At 45.5% G+C, this 16,777-nt stretch carries 18 protein-coding genes; 4 read left to right on the top strand and 14 right to left on the bottom strand.

The genetic code is table 11. The features are described from left to right. Nucleotides 1-52 precede the first annotated feature (52 nt). From AV939_RS19380 to nudE, 3 genes are all read right to left on the bottom strand, one after another. Nucleotides 53-637, bottom strand: a complete 585-nt coding sequence (locus tag AV939_RS19380) for a YceI family protein (protein ID WP_061998094.1) — start codon at nt 635-637, stop codon at nt 53-55. 76 nt (nt 638-713) lie between these two features. Then, nucleotides 714-1,562 carry a 3'(2'),5'-bisphosphate nucleotidase CysQ gene (cysQ, locus tag AV939_RS19375; RefSeq protein ID WP_057795241.1) on the bottom strand — a complete coding sequence of 283 codons (849 nt, stop codon included), beginning with the start codon at nt 1,560-1,562 and terminating at the stop codon, nt 714-716. Between the two features lie 3 nt (nt 1,563-1,565). After that, nucleotides 1,566-2,129 carry an ADP compounds hydrolase NudE gene (gene nudE / locus AV939_RS19370; RefSeq protein WP_057795243.1) on the bottom strand — a complete coding sequence of 188 codons (564 nt, stop codon included), beginning with the start codon at nt 2,127-2,129 and terminating at the stop codon, nt 1,566-1,568. A gap of 66 nt (nt 2,130-2,195) precedes the next feature. On the opposite strand from nudE, the gene yrfG reads away from it, so the two are divergent. The 4 genes from yrfG to AV939_RS19350 all read left to right on the top strand — a co-directional run bounded on the left by yrfG (nt 2,196) and on the right by AV939_RS19350 (nt 6,269). Continuing rightward, complete coding sequence (gene yrfG, locus AV939_RS19365; RefSeq protein WP_061998093.1) at nt 2,196-2,903, top strand: GMP/IMP nucleotidase; 708 nt, start codon at nt 2,196-2,198, stop codon at nt 2,901-2,903. After that, nucleotides 2,893-3,435 (top strand): inosine/xanthosine triphosphatase, encoded by a 543-nt coding sequence (gene yjjX / locus AV939_RS19360; RefSeq protein ID WP_057795247.1) that lies wholly within the window; start codon nt 2,893-2,895, stop codon nt 3,433-3,435. The genes yrfG and yjjX overlap by 11 nt, the downstream gene beginning before the upstream one ends. A gap of 254 nt (nt 3,436-3,689) precedes the next feature. Continuing rightward, the gene (locus AV939_RS19355; RefSeq protein ID WP_057795249.1) at nt 3,690-5,078 is read left to right on the top strand and encodes an NAD-dependent succinate-semialdehyde dehydrogenase; all 1,389 of its coding nucleotides are present in this window, start codon (nt 3,690-3,692) and stop codon (nt 5,076-5,078) included. A gap of 69 nt (nt 5,079-5,147) precedes the next feature. Beyond that, entirely contained in the window at nt 5,148-6,269 is a 1,122-nt protein-coding gene (locus AV939_RS19350; RefSeq protein ID WP_061998092.1) for an MBL fold metallo-hydrolase, read from the top strand. Between the two features lie 85 nt (nt 6,270-6,354). Here the strand turns inward: AV939_RS19350 and AV939_RS19345 are convergent, their stop codons facing one another. The 11 genes from AV939_RS19345 to gspD are packed head-to-tail and all read right to left on the bottom strand — an operon-like array spanning nt 6,355 to nt 16,770. After that, entirely contained in the window at nt 6,355-7,113 is a 759-nt protein-coding gene (locus tag AV939_RS19345) for a type II secretion system protein N (RefSeq protein WP_061998091.1), read from the bottom strand. After that, nucleotides 7,110-7,589, bottom strand: coding sequence for a type II secretion system protein GspM (gene gspM / locus AV939_RS19340; RefSeq protein ID WP_057795255.1), 480 nt, complete (start codon nt 7,587-7,589; stop codon nt 7,110-7,112). Before gspM ends, AV939_RS19345 begins: the two co-directional genes overlap by 4 nt. Further along, nucleotides 7,586-8,785, bottom strand: coding sequence for a type II secretion system protein GspL (gene gspL / locus AV939_RS19335; protein ID WP_061998090.1), 1,200 nt, complete (start codon nt 8,783-8,785; stop codon nt 7,586-7,588). Before gspL ends, gspM begins: the two co-directional genes overlap by 4 nt. Continuing rightward, nucleotides 8,785-9,840, bottom strand: coding sequence for a type II secretion system minor pseudopilin GspK (gene gspK / locus AV939_RS19330; protein WP_082746087.1), 1,056 nt, complete (start codon nt 9,838-9,840; stop codon nt 8,785-8,787). The genes gspL and gspK overlap by 1 nt, the downstream gene beginning before the upstream one ends. After that, nucleotides 9,840-10,457: a type II secretion system minor pseudopilin GspJ gene (gene gspJ / locus AV939_RS19325; protein ID WP_061998089.1), complete on the bottom strand. Its 618-nt coding sequence runs from the start codon at nt 10,455-10,457 to the stop codon at nt 9,840-9,842. The genes gspK and gspJ overlap by 1 nt, the downstream gene beginning before the upstream one ends. Continuing rightward, nucleotides 10,457-10,861 carry a type II secretion system minor pseudopilin GspI gene (gene gspI, locus AV939_RS19320; RefSeq protein WP_061998088.1) on the bottom strand — a complete coding sequence of 135 codons (405 nt, stop codon included), beginning with the start codon at nt 10,859-10,861 and terminating at the stop codon, nt 10,457-10,459. Before gspI ends, gspJ begins: the two co-directional genes overlap by 1 nt. Further along, entirely contained in the window at nt 10,858-11,487 is a 630-nt protein-coding gene (gene gspH, locus AV939_RS19315) for a type II secretion system minor pseudopilin GspH (protein WP_057795262.1), read from the bottom strand. The genes gspI and gspH overlap by 4 nt, the downstream gene beginning before the upstream one ends. 8 nt (nt 11,488-11,495) lie before the next feature. Then, nucleotides 11,496-11,933: a type II secretion system major pseudopilin GspG gene (gspG, locus tag AV939_RS19310; RefSeq protein ID WP_013786669.1), complete on the bottom strand. Its 438-nt coding sequence runs from the start codon at nt 11,931-11,933 to the stop codon at nt 11,496-11,498. Further along, nucleotides 11,933-13,159 carry a type II secretion system inner membrane protein GspF gene (gene gspF, locus AV939_RS19305; protein WP_061998087.1) on the bottom strand — a complete coding sequence of 409 codons (1,227 nt, stop codon included), beginning with the start codon at nt 13,157-13,159 and terminating at the stop codon, nt 11,933-11,935. Before gspF ends, gspG begins: the two co-directional genes overlap by 1 nt. A gap of 1 nt (nt 13,160) precedes the next feature. Next, entirely contained in the window at nt 13,161-14,726 is a 1,566-nt protein-coding gene (gspE, locus tag AV939_RS19300; protein WP_061998086.1) for a type II secretion system ATPase GspE, read from the bottom strand. A gap of 1 nt (nt 14,727) precedes the next feature. Beyond that, a complete protein-coding gene (gene gspD / locus AV939_RS19295) occupies nt 14,728-16,770 on the bottom strand; it encodes a type II secretion system secretin GspD (protein WP_057795268.1) in 2,043 nt (680 codons plus the stop codon). Nucleotides 16,771-16,777: the final 7 nt, after the last annotated feature.

The following is a 16,777-nucleotide window of genomic DNA, read 5'->3' as shown; positions in this document are numbered from 1 at the left end:
CGGGCTGCTTTACTTTAAAGGTAAAGCCCCGGCTCTTTTGAAAAAGGCGTGCTTACTGCGTGAAAGTGACGGAGAAAGAAACCGGCACCGTGGTAGTAATACTTTTAAGCCCTGCAATTTTTTGCAATGCTTTAATACCTGCTGTTAATCCGAAAGACTCCGCTTTAATTAGCGTAGGCGCGGTAGTTGAAACCGTTAACGTGTCGGCGTCTACCTTGCTCGCCATTACTGAAAAGCTAGTAGGAACTGCCATACCATGCAGCGTTAAAATGCCATCAACTTTGCCGCTGGTCACTTCGCCATCGGCTAAATTTAGCATTGACTCAGGTAAGGTTGCATCGAAAGTAGCTTCTGCAAATTCTGCCACGTTGAATAGCATGTCTTGCATACGAGTATTACGAATATCAATTGACGTATTTACCGACGCCAAATTAACCGTAACACGCAATTTTCCAGCATTAGATAAACTGCCTTCAAAACTATCGAATTTATGTACTTCGGTAATTTGTGAATTCTTGGTAGAAAGGAAATGCAAAACACTGGTGTCGCCATCTAGGTTCCAGTCAGCAAGTGCAGGAAACGCAAGACCGCATGCAAGCAAGGCAGTTGTTACCCTACGAATACGTGTCGTCACCATAATATTACTCCTTTAAAAAATAATAATGTCCACTCGAGACTACTCGAAGATGGCATAGACCAAATAACCTAACGTGTTAATTACGATGAGGGTTTACAAAATCATTATACTGGACAACATCTTTCCATGGCACTCTTTGATCGCCCATTACTACAAAATCTGGGTTCTCTAACGAATGTCGTTGATTATACGTAAGCGGTTCGAAGTTCGCGGCAGCAATACTGCCTCCGGCTTCAGATACGATGCACTGCGATGCGCCGGTATCCCACTCGCCGGTTACGCCAATTCGCATAAATACATCGGCCTTACCTTCTGCAATAAAGCAGGCTTTCAGTGAACAGCTGCCTAATGGCAGGGTTTGATAAACCCGCTTTGCACACATACGGCCTAATACTTTTTCACGGCTTTGCCTACGACTAATGGCAATCATAACCACGCTGTTTTTAGGGTCGTCAAGCTTACGTACGGCAATCTTCTCTTCACCGTCGGGTGACGATTTAAATGCCCCTTTACCTTTTTCAGCAAAGTACAGCGATTGGCCTGGGGGCCAAAAGATAACCCCAATTTTGGGCTGATTGTTTTCAATAAGCGCGATGTTCACCGCAAAGTCACCGCTTCTGGCAATGAATTCTTGCGTACCGTCGATAGGGTCAATAAGCCAATAACGTGGCCAGTCCTTTCGCTCTTCTAAGCTAGCATGCTTATTTTCTTCAGACAGAATAGGAATGTCGGGGGTGGCGTCGCTTAAGCGTTTAACAATAATATCGTTGGCAAGGTAGTCGGCGCTAGTAACTGGAGAATCGTCTTCTTTTTGGTAAGCGTCAAAATCGCCTTTATCATACACTTTAAGCACAGCTTCGCCGGCTTCAACGGCTACGGTTTTTGCGAGTTCTAATAGTTCGCTGTGGGGGTGTTCATCGGGCATAATCTATTGGTCCTTCAACCATTTTTGAGCAAGTAACAGCGCAGCGATACAGCGGGCTTCTATAAAATCTTCACGCGCCAGTAACGCGTCTGCCTCAGCAAGTGGCCAGTGAATGACTTCTAATGGCTCTGGTTCATCACCCTCTAGTTGTTCAGGGTATAAATCTCTTGCTATTACAATGGTCATGTTGGCATTAAAAAAGGTAGGTGCCATGCTAACTTTGTGTAATTCAATCAGGTCATTTGCACCAAAACCTGCTTCTTCTTTCAATTCTCTATCGGCGGCTTCAAGGGCGGACTCGCCAGGATCGATAAGGCCTTTTGGAAAGCCAAGTTGATAGGAGTGAGTACCTGCGGCATATTCACGAATCAATACCATGGTATCTTTATCAATCATGGGAACAATCATGACGGCGCCACGATTGCCTCCTGCCATCCGTTCAAACTCTCGCGTTGCACCATTAGAAAACTCTAAGTCTAGGCGCTCTACGCGAAAAAGCTTACTTTGGGCAACAATTTCCCGATTGTGAATTTGCGGTAACGGCTTGTTCGGGTCAATTTTTCGCATGTCTCTTGCTACAACTTTGTTATCATACCTACTGTAACTAGCTTACTTCATTATAAGGAAAATCGCTTGCCCTTTCTGCCCTGGAATGAAATTGATACGGTGTTGCTGGATATGGACGGCACCCTACTGGATTTGCACTACGACAACCGGTTTTGGCTAGACCATTTGCCAACGCGTTTGGCTGAAATCAAAGGTATTCCGGAACAAGAATGTCGTGACATGATGGCCTCGCATTATGAAAAAGTGCACGGTCAAATTCAGTGGTATTGCCTCGACTATTGGGCAGAAACACTGGATATCGATATTATGCCGATAAAGCGTGAGTTGGCGCACCTTATTGAAATTCGCCCCGACACCGTCCCTTTTTTAGAGGCGCTGCATCAGTCTGGTCGCGAGGTAGTGTTAGTTACTAATGCGCACCCAGGTAGCTTATCGCTAAAAATAGAGCGTACTCAGTTAGACGCGCATATCGATAACTTAATCTCAACCCATGAGTTTGGTGTCACTAAGGAGTCGCAGTTGCTGTGGCAAAAGCTGCATGCACGCTTAAACTTTAATCCAGCGCGAACCTTGTTTGTAGACGATACAATCCGAATTTTAGATGCAGCCAAGGAATTCGGCATACAGCATCTCCTTGCAGTTGATAACCCAGATCATACGTTACCTCACCGTAACATTACCGAATTTCCTGCTGTTACCGACTATCGCCTAATGTTAGATGATATTTTGGCAAACCCTGTCTCTAGCGACGAAGGAGGTAAACATGCTAAGTAAGCTATTTGTAGGATCGAAAAACCCCGTTAAGGTGAATGCGGCGCACATCACTTTATCTATTACCTTAGAGCAGGATTTCGATGTATACGAAGTTGGCGTGCCCAGTGGGGTATCTGAGCAGCCAATGAGTGAAGAAGAAACGCGGCTAGGCGCGGTAAACCGCGTAAAAGCACTTATTGATATGCACAAAGATGACACAAACGATTCATGGTATGTGGCTATTGAAGGTGGTGTCGATGTTTTCGAAGACGGCCCTGCTACCTTTGCTTATGTTGCGATTTATAATGGTGGGCGTATGTCGATAGGCCGAAGTGCCAACTTACCGTTACCCGTTAGTGTATATCAAGCATTACAGCGAGGCGAAGAGCTGGGGCCTGTTATGGATAAACTATTCAATACCACTAATGTGAAGCAAAAAGGGGGAGCGATTGGCTTGCTCACCCTTAACCATGCTTCTAGACAAAGTGTTTATGAGGTGGCGCTCACACTTGCCATGGCAAAGTTTCATTTTCCCGACTTATATACCGATTAATAGACAAAACACCACTGCTACTTGCCTTAACATGACAACATAAATAGCAGTGTTTGGCTTCAAAATACTCTGTAAGCCCTACCGAAATGACAGCGGATTTCCGTAATAATTTCTTATCGGGCTTCTATTGAGTTTCGCTCATAATGTTTATACTTTAGTCTATGTTGTTGATATCTGGCTGGAAATACAAGGCTGGCTGATCTGGCGTTGTAGTTGCACTACTTACCATCACATACGGATTAAGGAGTGTGACAATGAGCGAGACAATCAACACGTATAACCCTGCAACGGGTGAGAAGCTAGATCATTATCATTTGATGTCAGCGGATGATGCAGAGCAAGCGGTAACCCGCTCGCAAGAAGCCTACTTAAACTGGCGTAGAACATCTTTCGAAGCCCGTGCCCAATTATTTAATAACCTTGCTGATTTAATGGAAAAGCGTATTGACGATTTATCCAGCCTGATGACCCGAGAAATGGGTAAAGTAACCGAGCAAGGTAAGCAAGAAGTGCAGCTATGTGCGAATATCTGCCGATATACCGCAGAACATGGTGCCGAAATTTTAGAAGATGAACATCGCATTTTTGAAGGCGGTCGAGCCATTATTAGTTACCAGCCTATCGGCGTGATCTTAGGTATACAACCTTGGAACTTCCCCCTTTATCAGGTTATACGCTACAGCGTATCAAACATTATGGCGGGCAATACTACGGTACTAAAACATGCTAAAAATGTATTTGGTATGGCCGTGGCTATCCAACAAATGTATGAAGATGCTGGTTTCCCTAAAAACGTTTATCAGTCGCTATTGATTGATGGCGGTACAGCGAGTGACTTAATTAAACATAAGCATGTTCGCGGCGTAACCTTCACAGGTAGTGACGAAGTGGGCAAGCAGGTTGCTAAAGAAGCAGCAAGTTTGTCGAAAAAGACAGTAATGGAGCTAGGCAGTAACGATGCGTTCATCGTGCTAGCAGATGCTGACATCGACCAAGCGGTTGAAACCTGTATTAAAGGTCGTGTTATCAACAATGGTGAAACCTGTGTAGCAGCCAAGCGCTTTGTTATCGTCGATAGTATTTATGATGAGTTCAGAGATAAGTTTGTTGCCCAGTGTAAGAAACTTAAAGTAGGCGACCCAGCGGATGAAAATACCGACTTAGGCCCTATGGCCCGTGAAGATTTACGCGATGAATTACACGAGCAAGTGAAAACGTCATTGGACGCAGGGGCAACTTTATCACTCGGCGGTGAAGTACCAGATAACAGTGGTTATTTCTATCCTATTACAGTGCTAGAAAACGTTACTCCTGGTATGCCAGCATACGATGATGAATTGTTTGGCCCCGTGGCTTCGCTAATTCGTGTTCGTGACGACAAGGAAGCCATGACAGTGGCAAATGATTCACGCTACGGGCTCGGTGGTGGTATCTTTAGTACCGATACCGACAACGCAATTGCCCTTGCTAAAAACGAGTTTGATACGGGCATGGTGAATATCAACGGTTATTCGTTAGCTCAACCTAACTTACCATTTGGCGGTGTTAAAGACAGTGGATACGGTCGTGAACATGGTGGCTACGGTATGCGTGAATTCGTTAATATCAAAACCATCATGATTGCAGAGCAACAAAACAGCTAAGCGTACCAATGCGGCTAGCCCATAGTGCTGGGCTAACCCGCAACAAAGCGCTGAATAGGAGTAAGTAGTATGTTAGTCACATCCATGAAATCTAGTTCAGCCCGCGTTGCGAAGCCGCACGGTTCAAAAGTAGGTTCAATTTTCGGCTCAGGCGAAGCGTTTAAACTTGGACTGAGTAGTAAATTAAGTATTGGGCTGGGGTTACTTACCTCGGCCTTTTTAGTTTGTGCTGAGCCCGCCTCTACCCCTCGGGCAACGGCTGGTAATTCCGTTTATCAAGCGTCTGCGCAGCATGCATCAATGGATAGTAGCGCCACTACGGTGTGCGAAGGAATTTCATTGCAGGTGCTTGGCTCTGGCGGCCCAGAACTTGATGATGGCCGTGCTTCAACCTCTTATCTTCTCTGGAAAGATGAAAAGGCCAACGTGCTAATCGACGCTGGAAGCGGCAGTAGTGTTCAATTTGGCGCGTCGGGTGCTGATTTTACCGACATAGACACCATTTTATTATCTCATTTACATACCGATCATGCCGCCGATTTACCCAGTTTTATCAAGGGAAGCTACTTTACCCGTCGAGATACCGATTTATCCGTATATGGCCCTGCGGGTAACGACCTGATGCCAACTACCCAAGCGTATCTTGATGCGCTGATAGGTAAAGAAGGGGCTTTTAAATATTTGTCTTCTTACACCCAAGAAGGTGAAGATGATTACACAGTGTCTGCACACACGGTTGCAGATAAAGCGTTCTCAACTTCCATTAATGATGATATCGATATTGATGCGATATCGGTACACCACGGACCAATTCCAGCGTTGGCATGGAAAGTCACTATTGATGAATGTGTTGCTGTATTCTCAGGCGATACCAACAATGCGGATGGAACATTAGCAAACTTTGCTAAGCATGCTGATGTGCTCGTGTTGCATAATGCGATTGAAGATATTGAGAAAGGGGCGGGTAGCGCAGCCACCAACTTACATATGACGCCTAAGCAGATTATTGAAATTGCTAAAGAGTCCGAAGCAAAGCGTATCGTGCTTTCTCATATAATGAAACGTAGCGAAGCTGGTTTAGACGGGCTTACTGAGGCTATTGCGGTTATTGCCCCCGGGCGTGTATTCGCAGCGCAGGATTTAATGAATATTCCATTGGTGAGCGACCTCTCATATGAAGAAGGCCGCTAACCTAAAAAATGTTGTGTCTTGTGTGGCTTACTCGTTTTATGACAGATTGGTTATGCGCCAGACGGGTTATGTAACTTGCTGGCGACTATTGTAATTTAATCGCGATATAGCCATTTGCATCAGGTTGCCCGAAGAATTTAGACGCCTGATGTACCTCTTGAGGAAGGCTATCATCTGGCTTAAATTTTCCGTCTACCTTGACCTTTTTCATGTCTGGGCTAACCACAGCATCAATAGACAGACCAAGTAGATTTGGCTCGCTAACCACAATACCAATGTCATCACCCACGCAGCGAAGTTTGGCAGAATACGTCCCAAAGTCGATAGGGCCTTGAGTACCTGCAACTGCTGCATTCAACCAATCACCAGTGCCTTGCAGTGCCACACACTGAGGGCCAAAAGTAAGTTCGTCGAGCTTCACTTTAAATCGCCCACTGGCATTAACAGGCAGGGGTAAGTTCACTTGCGCAAGCACGCGGTCTACCGGTAAATAAACCGAGAAATTCGTGGTTTCTATTTTGTTTGTATTAAACAAACTGGTTTTAAATGGCCCTTCAAACGCAATGTCGTTTACATCGCGAATGTTGCCCGCTTTTACATGCGCACTGACATTTCCAATCAGCAACGCAAGGGGGCTAAGCTCCCAATTAACGTTATTAATAGGTAGTCCGTTTACCACGATGGTTTGCGCCTTACCCGTCCATAACGTGCCACTAACACCGCTAATCGATACATCTTTTGGCAAGTCTACTCTGCCAATTACCTGAATAGCAGGCATGTAAGCAATTGCAAAAATTAGAAAGGCAACAATGCCACCCACTAGCCAACCAAACTTAGACTTCATGCTTTTCCTAACTGTAAACGGCGAACTTTGATGTAACCTGGATCATCTGCTTCGGCAATATCGGCCTGAATAATAACAATACCCATACCTTCTAAGGTTTTTAACCACTCAAGTACGTCATTAAATGGGGCTTGGTCTATCCAAACTTGTAACTCATCATCTTGAGGCTGCATGCGCGAAATAGCGATGCTGTGCCTTGATGTAGTACGGTTGACGGCTTGTGGAAGTGAACCTTTAAAAGGCGCTGAGCGGTTACTGCTTTTTCTTAGCTGTTGGGCGCGAACGGCACTGTCTTTCACCCACACTAGCAAGCTTTGTTGGTTATCTAACAATTGCTTTTGCTGATGCAGAGAAGCATTGAGGGGCGACCAAATCAAAAAGTAAAATAAGCCAATGACCACTACTACAGCAGAGATCATGACCAGTATTTGCTCGCGCTCGGTAAGCGCTTTAAATTTGCTGATTAGTGCGTTCACAACACACTCCTAATTGATACCGTGCCAATCACATTGTCATCACGGTTATTGATAGCACCTTGCTCAACAGTAAATCCAGCGCCTTCGGCTTGCCGGCGAAATTGCTCTAACGCCTCAAAGCTTTTACCTTGCGCTTGAATACGTATTTCGGTGCGGGTGGCGTCAAATCGTAAAGTTTGTGGTTTTACTTGTGTACTGGCAAAGGCTTCTGAAAGCTGATCTAACATCACTAACATAGAGGCATCGCCGCCACTTTTTGATAATTTATTAAGCTCATATTGCAGCTTGAGCTTCACGTTACGATAAACGCCAATATTGGGAAATCCAGACTTTACCGCTTGATCAATTTCACTAGTCAGAGCCGCATTCTCAGACTTTAGCTGATACAGGGTAACGGTTTTATCAATCAGGCTGGTACATAACACAAGTGCGGCCAATACTGCCGCAACACGCCATTGTGCCCATGCATTATTACGAGTGCGTTTTACTTTGTACTCGCCCTGAAGCAAGTTAAAGCTGCTCGACATCGCCTCTTTAGCTAGCACATGCATAGGCAGCTCAAGAGGGGCGTCACTAACCGTAATGTTCGGCATATCGCTTAAATCAATACCCGCATAGTTGGTAATTACAACAGGGGCTTCTTGTTGGCTGGTGAAGTGACCTAGGGTGGGTAACAACCACGCTTGTTCACCTTGTATACCTTTAAAGGTATCTTGGCGAACCAGCATTTGCTCGCCTAAGGTAAGAACAGACCAACCGTTTTCAGTTACCGGTACGGCGAGTACATCAGGAATTAGATGGTTACAGAATAAGCCTGCATCGGCTAACCACTGCTGCCACATTTGAAGTTTTGCATGACTTACCACGGCAACCGCTTGGCTATCGCCCACTTTAGGGCCTATAGCAAAAAACTGTTCGCTAATATCAGTGGCTAACTCGTCTTCAAGCATGAAGGGCAAAGCAGAAAGTACTTTCCTACCCGCTCTTGGTGGTAAAGCTACCCATTTAAGCAATATTTCGCTGCTAGGTGCTAATGCGATGACCGCACGGTGCCCAGCGCGTTCCGCTAAGGTGGAAAGGGCGTCGGCATTAGGGAGTTCACCAGAAGCGATAATTTCTTCTTCGGCTGTAGACCATACTAGCCAGCTAATTGGGTCGGCCTCGGTGGCACCTAACCTAATCAGGAGTTGTTCCATTATTTTACGCCTCCAAACTCGCGCTTTATTATTTTTACGCCCGCGTCACTACTTGCGTTAAATACGGTAGAAAGTTGAAACGTTGCTTTATTGTAACGGGTCTTAGTGTGCAAAATAAAATACTCAGTCGTTACCGTAAACCATTCTTTTCGGCTGTCAGATAAACTTAATGCTTCAACACTCGGTTCAGCCAGAAATTCGCTTACGTCTTCCCAGCCATCTTGTGGGCGATTACCCAGCAAGCTAGTGGCTTGTTGTAAATCTAGGCCTGTTAAACCAGCTAATAGTGCAGCATGTTCTTCATCAATGGTATTCACATTAATGGCTAGGGTGTCATTATCGGGAATGACGCAAACCAAAGGGAGAATGTCATTCAACCAAACCTCAGAGACGCCATTTATAATACGCAATTCACTTGTCGATGCCAGTAGTCCGTTTGCTCCTAAGTAAGGAAACTCCCTCGATTCATACTCGCTATCTTCTGCGCCATAGGGGCGCATATTGTCGTCTTCATCTACCCAATCGGCCAAACTGTCTCGCACGGTATCAGCGGTAAAGCTGTTGATATCGTCAATTTCAAGGGCCAAAAGCATAGTATGAAAGGCATCCATCGCTTCGGTAGCACCATCACCACTATTCACGTTTGCGCTAGCGCTGCCTTGTAGAATAGCGTTTAAGTTAAAGCATGCTTGAAGATCGGTCAGGTTCGCTTGTAAACCGCCATTTTCTAATGGGTACATAAACTCCTGTGCCCAAGGCTGGTCTAGCGAGATTTTGTCGCCGGTTTCTTCCATCAAGGTTTGAATTGATTTACGAGCAAAAGCCTCGGCGCCCAAGGCATACCAGTATGCTTGGTTGCTGTCTTTAATATTCATGGTGCGCTGAACTTGCAACTGCAAGCGGGTACCCATTTCAGTGGCCAATACAGATACCAGCGCCACTATCATCAGCACTATCATTAACGCCACGCCTTGTTGGCGAGAAGGTAGTGCGCTAGGTGTTTTTATAGGAGCTTTGCCAGAAGCTTTGACAGCGGTTTTAATAAGAATGCCCATTACGCAGAACCTGCTGTTAAGGCAAACTCGCGGCGTATTAAACCGAAGTCTTTACTTACAAACTCAATGGCCACAGCGGTGGGTAACACTTCACCTTGGTAACTTTCACTCCAACTTAAATCGTCGTCATCACCGCTACTTTCCGCGCTAATAAACTCAACGGTAAAGCTTTCTATATTTTCAAGAAGGGTACGTGTCTTAGGTTCATAGCCAATTACATTATCTACGTAGTTGCTATAAACGCGTTCTAGTCGGTCTTCATCAAGGCGATAGGCCACGTATTGTAGGGTGCTCCGGGGCAACATGAGTTGAGGGTTATGCCAACCCCCGCGCACAAAGCCAATACCATCGCCGTCGCTATCATCTACCTCGCCGCCAGCCATCACCACTTTTTGGGTTTCCCCTTCAGCGCGAACTGGACGAGGCACCGCTTGCTGGATATCACGTTCTATAATCACCATGGCACGCTGCAGTTGCTGTAACTTCTCAAAGCGCTCACTAGATAAATCGTTACTATCAATGACCGTGGTTAGCAGGCCCGTAGATGCCAAACCAATGAGCGTAAAAATAGCCATGGCAATCAAGATTTCAATGAGAGTAAATCCGCGCTGCTTCATTAAATGCCTGCGCTGGTGGGCTTAGCCACAAAGGTAGTTACTGAAGTGACGCTGCCAGAATAATCTGAATCTAGGCCTACGCTGATACTTACCGAGCGTAGATCATCGTCATTGGTTTTAGTGACGGTTTGCTGCCAGTACCAAGTACGGTCAGCCATTTCCATGCTGCCTTTCAAATTGTTCTTAGGTGGCCAAGTATCATCAAGTTGTAATTGGTTTAGCCGGTTGCTGGCAACATAACTGGCAAAGGTTACCGCTTCAATTTGTCCTACGTTATTTAAGTGATCGCCTGCGGCTTTTAAAATAGCCGTGCCGGTTAAGGCAAAAATAAGCAATGCCACCATAACTTCAAGCAGTGTCATGCCTTTTTGACTGCTGAGCGAATGCGAAGACGAGCGCTTCATTGCTCGGGGCTCTCAAAAGGGCCAGCCAATTCGAGTGGCGGGAACTCTTCATTGTTAAGCGCAAAATAAACGGGCTCGTCGTTAAAGTCGCCTTCATACGCAAAAGTAAGGCTGAAAGGGGTAATATCGCCGCTAGACATAATTAATATTTGCGGTGGTGGCAGTTTCTTTTCTTCTTCGCTACCTATCTCAACACCATCTTCAGACACGCTTAAGGTTTCGTCGAATATGCCTCTATCGAAAAGTTGGTCTTCTTTGGTCCAGGGTAAGTCGTCTAAATTCAGCGTAAATGAAAAATCTTCAGGTAGTGTGTGGGCTTCGTAGTATTTCTCGCCCTCGATACGTTGCCACTCATCATTCTCATCTAAAAAAACAAAGTAGTATTCGTTGTCTTTTTGCTCAACACGAATACCCAGTTGCTGCTGATTTAGCACCGCATAGTCGCTTGCCATATCAACCAATACTTGTAGCCGTTGCGCTTGGCTTTTTAACAAGTCTGCTTTACTGGCGCCAAAGGCATTAAACATTACGTAGCCGGCCGCCAAGCCCATAAGCAACAGTACCAGCATCACTTCTAACAGCGTGAAGCCAGTTTGCTTATTGTGAGGATGAAAGCGGCCAAGCATAAAATGACTTAGTTTAAGTATTCGTTAATGTTCCAGTTACCAATGTCGTCATCGGTACCTGGTTCACCATCTGGGCCATTTGAAAAAATGTCTACTACACCTAACTCTCCCGGGCTAATTAGCGCATAAGGGTTGCCCCAAGGATCTTCAGGTAAACGCTTAATGAAGCCGCCTTCTGGGTAGTTTCTTGGAATAGGATCAAGAGTTGGCGCTGTAACCAAAGCCTCTAGCCCTTGTTCAGTAGTTGGGAACTTGTTGTTTCGAAGCTTGTACATTTCAAGCGCGCTTTCCATTTGCTGAATATCAACAGCGGCTTTTTTAAGTTGTGCCACTTCTTGGTTACCCAAAATTTGCGGCGCTACCATCGATGCCATAATGCCGATGATAAGCAGCACCACCATTACTTCAATCAAACTAAATCCAGAACTACGTTTTAAGGTTTTCATCAGATATTCACCATATTGTTTAAGGCCAAAATAGGCTGCAAAATTGCCATTACGATAAACAGCACTATGCCAGCCATCGACACGATAAGTAGAGGTTCAAATACTTTTAGTGAGACACCAATAAGGGCTTCAAATTCCCTATCTTGGTTATCGGCGGCGCGGCCAAGCATTTGCTGTAATTCGCCAGATTTTTCACCAGATGCAATCATGTGCATCATCATTGGCGGGAAAATTTTTGTGTTATCGAGGGCAGCGCGCAAGCTGCTCCCTTCTTTTACATTAATGGCAGCATCGGCTACCTGATTCTTAATGTGCTGGTTTTCAAGTACATCACCGGAAATACGCATAGATTCAAGTAAGGGCACTGCACTGGCGCTTAAAATACTCAAAGTACGTGCAAAACGAGCGGTATTAAGCCCGCGAGAAACTTTACCAATAAGCGGAAGTTTCAAAATCACTTTGTGAAATCTTAACTTCATCTTTTTCTGTTGAAGCACGCGCTGAACAATTACCGCCAATATAGCCACGACAACCAGTAAAATAAGGCCGTAATTTTGTAGCCAGGTACTCACCGAAATAAGCACTTGGGTAATACCTGGAAGGTCTTGCCCCATGTGATCAAATTGACCCACAATTTTGGGCACAACCACGGTAAGCAGTAGCATCACAATGCCGAAGGCGAAAAACAGCATAAGTGAAGGGTAAATAAGTGCTTGGGTAATTTGACTGCGAGTTTGCTGGCGTCGTTCTGTGTAATCGGCAAGGCGATTAAGCACCGTATCTAAGTGACCGGATTTTTCACCTGCCGCCACCATGGCGCGGTACAAGTCATCAAACACACTAGGAAATTCAGACAGCGCATCGGCTAAACCATGACCTTCTACCACTTTGCTTCGAACGGCCATCATCATGTTCTTTTGACGGGGCTTTTCACACTGCTCGGCAACCGCCAGTAAGGCTTCTTCTACCGGTAAGGCAGATTCTACCAAAGTGGCCATTTGGCGCGTTAACAGGGCGAGATCTGAGGCTGAAATTCTCGGTTTAAAAAACGAGAAGCCACCACTTTTACCGTCACTTTTTCCGCGCTCGGTAACTTGTTCTACTTCTAAAGGAATGAGGCCTTTTTCACGCAGTTGCTGGCGCACTTGGCGAGCGTTATCACCTTCCAGTACACCATTTGCGTTACGGCCACGGTTGTTTACCGCTTTATAAGCGAAGGCGGCCATACTAATCCTCCTTGGTTACACGCAGGACTTCTTCTAAAGAGGTAACACCTGCAAGTACCTTACGACACCCATCATCCCGAATACTCGGGGTTGAGTGCCTGATATATTTTTCAATGGCCTGTTCACCCACGCCTTCATGCATCATTTCGCGCACTTTCTCATTCACCAGTAATAGCTCATGAATACCCGTACGACCTCTGTAACCGGTTTGGTTACATGCGGCGCAGCCGGAGGGTTGGTAAATGGTAAAGTTGCTATCGGCATCAATATTAAGGGCTTCACACTCTTGAGGATCGGGCGTGTGAGGTGTCTTACACTCTTTACACAGTGTACGCACTAAGCGCTGCGATAATACTGCCAGTAAGCTTGATGAAAGCAAAAAGGGCTCAATACCCATATCTTCTAAACGGGTGATCGCGCCAGCAGCGGTATTGGTGTGAAGGGTCGATAACACTAAGTGACCGGTTAAACTGGCTTGAACCGCAATTTGTGCGGTTTCAACGTCTCGAATTTCCCCTACCATCACCACATCGGGATCTTGACGCAAAATCGCTCGAAGGCCGCGGGCGAAAGTCATATCTACACGGGGGTTTACCTGTGTTTGACCAATACCGGGTAAGTCGAATTCAATAGGATCTTCTACGGTTAAAATATTGCGGTCGCGGGAGTTTATCTCGCTTAGGCCTGCATACAAGGTGGTACTTTTACCCGAACCTGTTGGGCCAGTAACCAAAATAATACCGTGAGGTTTTCTAATTAACGAAGAGAAATGGTCACGGTTTTGCTGGGTCATTCCTAAGTCTTTTAGGTTTAACCGCGCGTTGTTTTTATCTAATAAACGCAGTACCACGCGTTCACCGTGGCTCGATGGCATAGTAGACACACGAACATCTACCGCACGGCCTGCAATACGAAGGGTAATACGGCCATCCTGCGGTACTCGTTTTTCAGCAATATCAAGCTTTGCCATTACCTTAATACGAGAAACCAGCATGGAAGAAAGCTTACGATTTGGGCGTAAAATCTCTCGCAATACACCATCTACTCGAAACCGAACCACTAATTGGTTTTCAAAGGTTTCAATGTGAATATCTGACGCGCCTTCTTTGATCGCTTCACCTAGCATGGCGTTAATCAGCTTGATGATAGGGGCGTCGTCTTCGTTATCTAATAAATCTTCGGTATCAGGTAACTCTTCAGCAAGGGCAAACAAATCGCTTTCGTTACCTAAATCTTCCATTAACTGCTTTGCTGCAGAACTATCACGCTGGAATGCTGTAGTTAGAAAGCTTTCGAACTCATCAGCAGCAATGGTTTTAGGTACAAAAGGCTCGCCATAAAAGCGGCGGACTTCGGCAAACACTTCAAAAGGCGTGTTTTCCGTGAAATACAGCACAGCAGGAGTGACATTGGTTTCAAGCAAAACCTGATTACGCTTTGCAAAGCTGAACGAAAGCTGGCGAGGGCCAGCCACGGCGTCTGGTAAGCCTTCTTCGTCTGCCATTGCTTCGAGCGCTTCTTCCTGTGCCTCTACCGCAAGGGTGAGTTGCTCGTCTTGACCTGCCATCTTAGTCGTTACCTTCTTCAAGGTTGTCTTTTTCAGTCAGGTACTCTTCAAATGAAGGCGGTAATGAAAGTTCATCATCCCAATTCGGCATGCTTGGCGTTTCAGCATTAGGCATTAACGAAATACCTTCTTGCTGGCGCTTAAGTTGTAGCGCACGAATGTAGTTGTACTTACGATGACTGATAGAATTCATGGTAGCGCCGTCACGTACGATAGTCGGCTTCAAAAATACCATCAGGTTACGCTTACGTTTGCTGGTAGATGTTGACTTAAACAAGTTACCTAGAATAGGGATGTCGCCTAATAAAGGCACTTTAGATACGCTTTCTTGAACGTCTTCATCTATCAATCCGCCCAGTACAATCGTGCCTCCATCATCTACGATAACCGTAGTTTTAATTTCACGTTTGTTGATAGAGATATCTACCGAAGTAGCACCACTAACGCTTGATACTTCTTGTTCGATTAATAACTGAACTGCGTCACCTTCGTTAATTTGCGGTGTCACTTTAAGTTTAATACCCACTTCTTGGCGATCTACGGTTTGGAAAGGGTTAGAGTTGTTCGACCCAGTAGTAGTACCCGTAATAATAGGAATTTCTTGACCTACAATGAAGTAGGCTTCTTCGTTATCCATGGTAGTAAGGTGCGGCGTGGCCAATACGTTTGAATTAGTATCGGTACTTACAGCTTGTACTACTGCGCCCCAGCCATTATCAATAATACCGGCTATTAAGCCATTCGCGCTGCCCAATAAGCTGGCAAGAGAAGTATAATCACCTTCATCAGTAGTGGTGACCTCAACTACAGCACCCTCATCGGTCACATAGGCTTCGGTATCGGTATCGTCTTCCGCTTCTTTAACCGCTACCGCCAACGATCCTACTGGGATGACACCATTGCTAAACTGAGTACCACCGCCACTTTCAGACACCCACTGTACACCTAAGGTAGTACCGTCACCTTCGAATACTTCTACAATAATGGCTTCAACCTGTACCTGTGCGCGGCGAATATCAAGCTGACGGACCACTTCTTCTAGTGAGCGCATCATGTCAGGTTCCGCAGTGATTACTAACGCATTAGAATCTTCATGGGCATCAATGCTGACGTCACGGTTAGATGAACCACGGCTGTTGGTGCTGCCACTTTTCTCTTCTGCTTGAATACTGGCAGAAACCCCTTGTAGTACTTTTACTAGATCGTCGGCTTTGGCATAGTTAAGAAACATTACGCGAGTATTACCGCTGGTTTCTAACTCCTGATCCATACGCTCAATAAGATTAATTAAACGTTGGCGGGCTTTAATGTCGCCGCTTACAATCACAGAGTTAGTACGGTCGTCGGCTACTACGCGCGGGTCTGACTTAGCACCGGTATTAGCTTTACCTTGTGATTTGTTAATGCTGTCGATAATACGCACCATTTCAGAGGCTGAAGCGAAACGTAGCTTCACAATCTCAACTTCTTCATCACCTGCACGGTCAACACGCTCAATAATTTCAACTAAGCGGTTTACCACAGCTGCGCGGCCAGTAATCATCATTACATTTGAAGGGTCGTGGCTTACTACATTACCACCGCCTGCTTGGTCGTTAAGTTGACGTAGAATAGGCGCTAATTCTCTTACCGGTACGTTATAAACAGGCACTACGCGGGTGATCATTTCATCACCGTCTTTCGCTGAACCTTCTACGACAGGAATGTTTGATGTTTTAGCATCTTTAGAGCGTACTACTTTTAAAATACCGCTCGGCATTTCAACCACAGCAAAATCGTAAACCTGAAGCACGTTTAAAAAGAATTGATAATACTGATCTTCAGTCAGCATATCGTAGCTTCGAACACTGATTTTACCGCGAACATTGGGGTCGACAATAATGGTCCGCTCTAAGTTTTTGCCCACAATATTAATGAACTCACTAATATCAGTGTCTTTAAAATTAGGCATATATTCAGCGGCGGTTACCGAGAAACAAAGAAGGGCCGTGCACAGGGCTGTGCTCAGGCGAGATAACAATTTTTGGCTAGTGCGCCTTTTCATTCTGTCT

The organism is Alteromonas sp. Mac1, from assembly GCF_001562125.1.
GTDB lineage: Bacteria > Pseudomonadota > Gammaproteobacteria > Enterobacterales > Alteromonadaceae > Alteromonas > Alteromonas stellipolaris.
This window is presented reverse-complemented; position numbering and strand designations above follow the sequence as displayed.

Bases quoted from the DNA above. Each gene is read 5' to 3' on its own strand.
- AV939_RS19380 (WP_061998094.1), bottom strand. From the start codon at position 637: ATGGTGACGACACGTATTCGTAGGGTAACAACTGCCTTGCTTGCATGC.
- cysQ (WP_057795241.1), bottom strand. From the start codon at position 1,562: ATGCCCGATGAACACCCCCACAGCGAACTATTAGAACTCGCAAAAACC.
- nudE (WP_057795243.1), bottom strand. From the start codon at position 2,129: ATGCGAAAAATTGACCCGAACAAGCCGTTACCGCAAATTCACAATCGG.
- yjjX (WP_057795247.1), top strand. From the start codon at position 2,893: ATGCTAAGTAAGCTATTTGTAGGATCGAAAAACCCCGTTAAGGTGAAT.
- AV939_RS19355 (WP_057795249.1), top strand. From the start codon at position 3,690: ATGAGCGAGACAATCAACACGTATAACCCTGCAACGGGTGAGAAGCTA.
- AV939_RS19350 (WP_061998092.1), top strand. From the start codon at position 5,148: ATGTTAGTCACATCCATGAAATCTAGTTCAGCCCGCGTTGCGAAGCCG.
- AV939_RS19345 (WP_061998091.1), bottom strand. From the start codon at position 7,113: ATGAAGTCTAAGTTTGGTTGGCTAGTGGGTGGCATTGTTGCCTTTCTA.
- gspL (WP_061998090.1), bottom strand. From the start codon at position 8,785: ATGGAACAACTCCTGATTAGGTTAGGTGCCACCGAGGCCGACCCAATT.
- gspK (WP_082746087.1), bottom strand. From the start codon at position 9,840: ATGGGCATTCTTATTAAAACCGCTGTCAAAGCTTCTGGCAAAGCTCCT.
- gspJ (WP_061998089.1), bottom strand. From the start codon at position 10,457: ATGAAGCAGCGCGGATTTACTCTCATTGAAATCTTGATTGCCATGGCT.
- gspI (WP_061998088.1), bottom strand. From the start codon at position 10,861: ATGAAGCGCTCGTCTTCGCATTCGCTCAGCAGTCAAAAAGGCATGACA.
- gspH (WP_057795262.1), bottom strand. From the start codon at position 11,487: ATGCTTGGCCGCTTTCATCCTCACAATAAGCAAACTGGCTTCACGCTG.
- gspG (WP_013786669.1), bottom strand. From the start codon at position 11,933: ATGAAAACCTTAAAACGTAGTTCTGGATTTAGTTTGATTGAAGTAATG.
- gspF (WP_061998087.1), bottom strand. From the start codon at position 13,159: ATGGCCGCCTTCGCTTATAAAGCGGTAAACAACCGTGGCCGTAACGCA.
- gspE (WP_061998086.1), bottom strand. From the start codon at position 14,726: ATGGCAGGTCAAGACGAGCAACTCACCCTTGCGGTAGAGGCACAGGAA.
- gspD (WP_057795268.1), bottom strand. From the start codon at position 16,770: ATGAAAAGGCGCACTAGCCAAAAATTGTTATCTCGCCTGAGCACAGCC.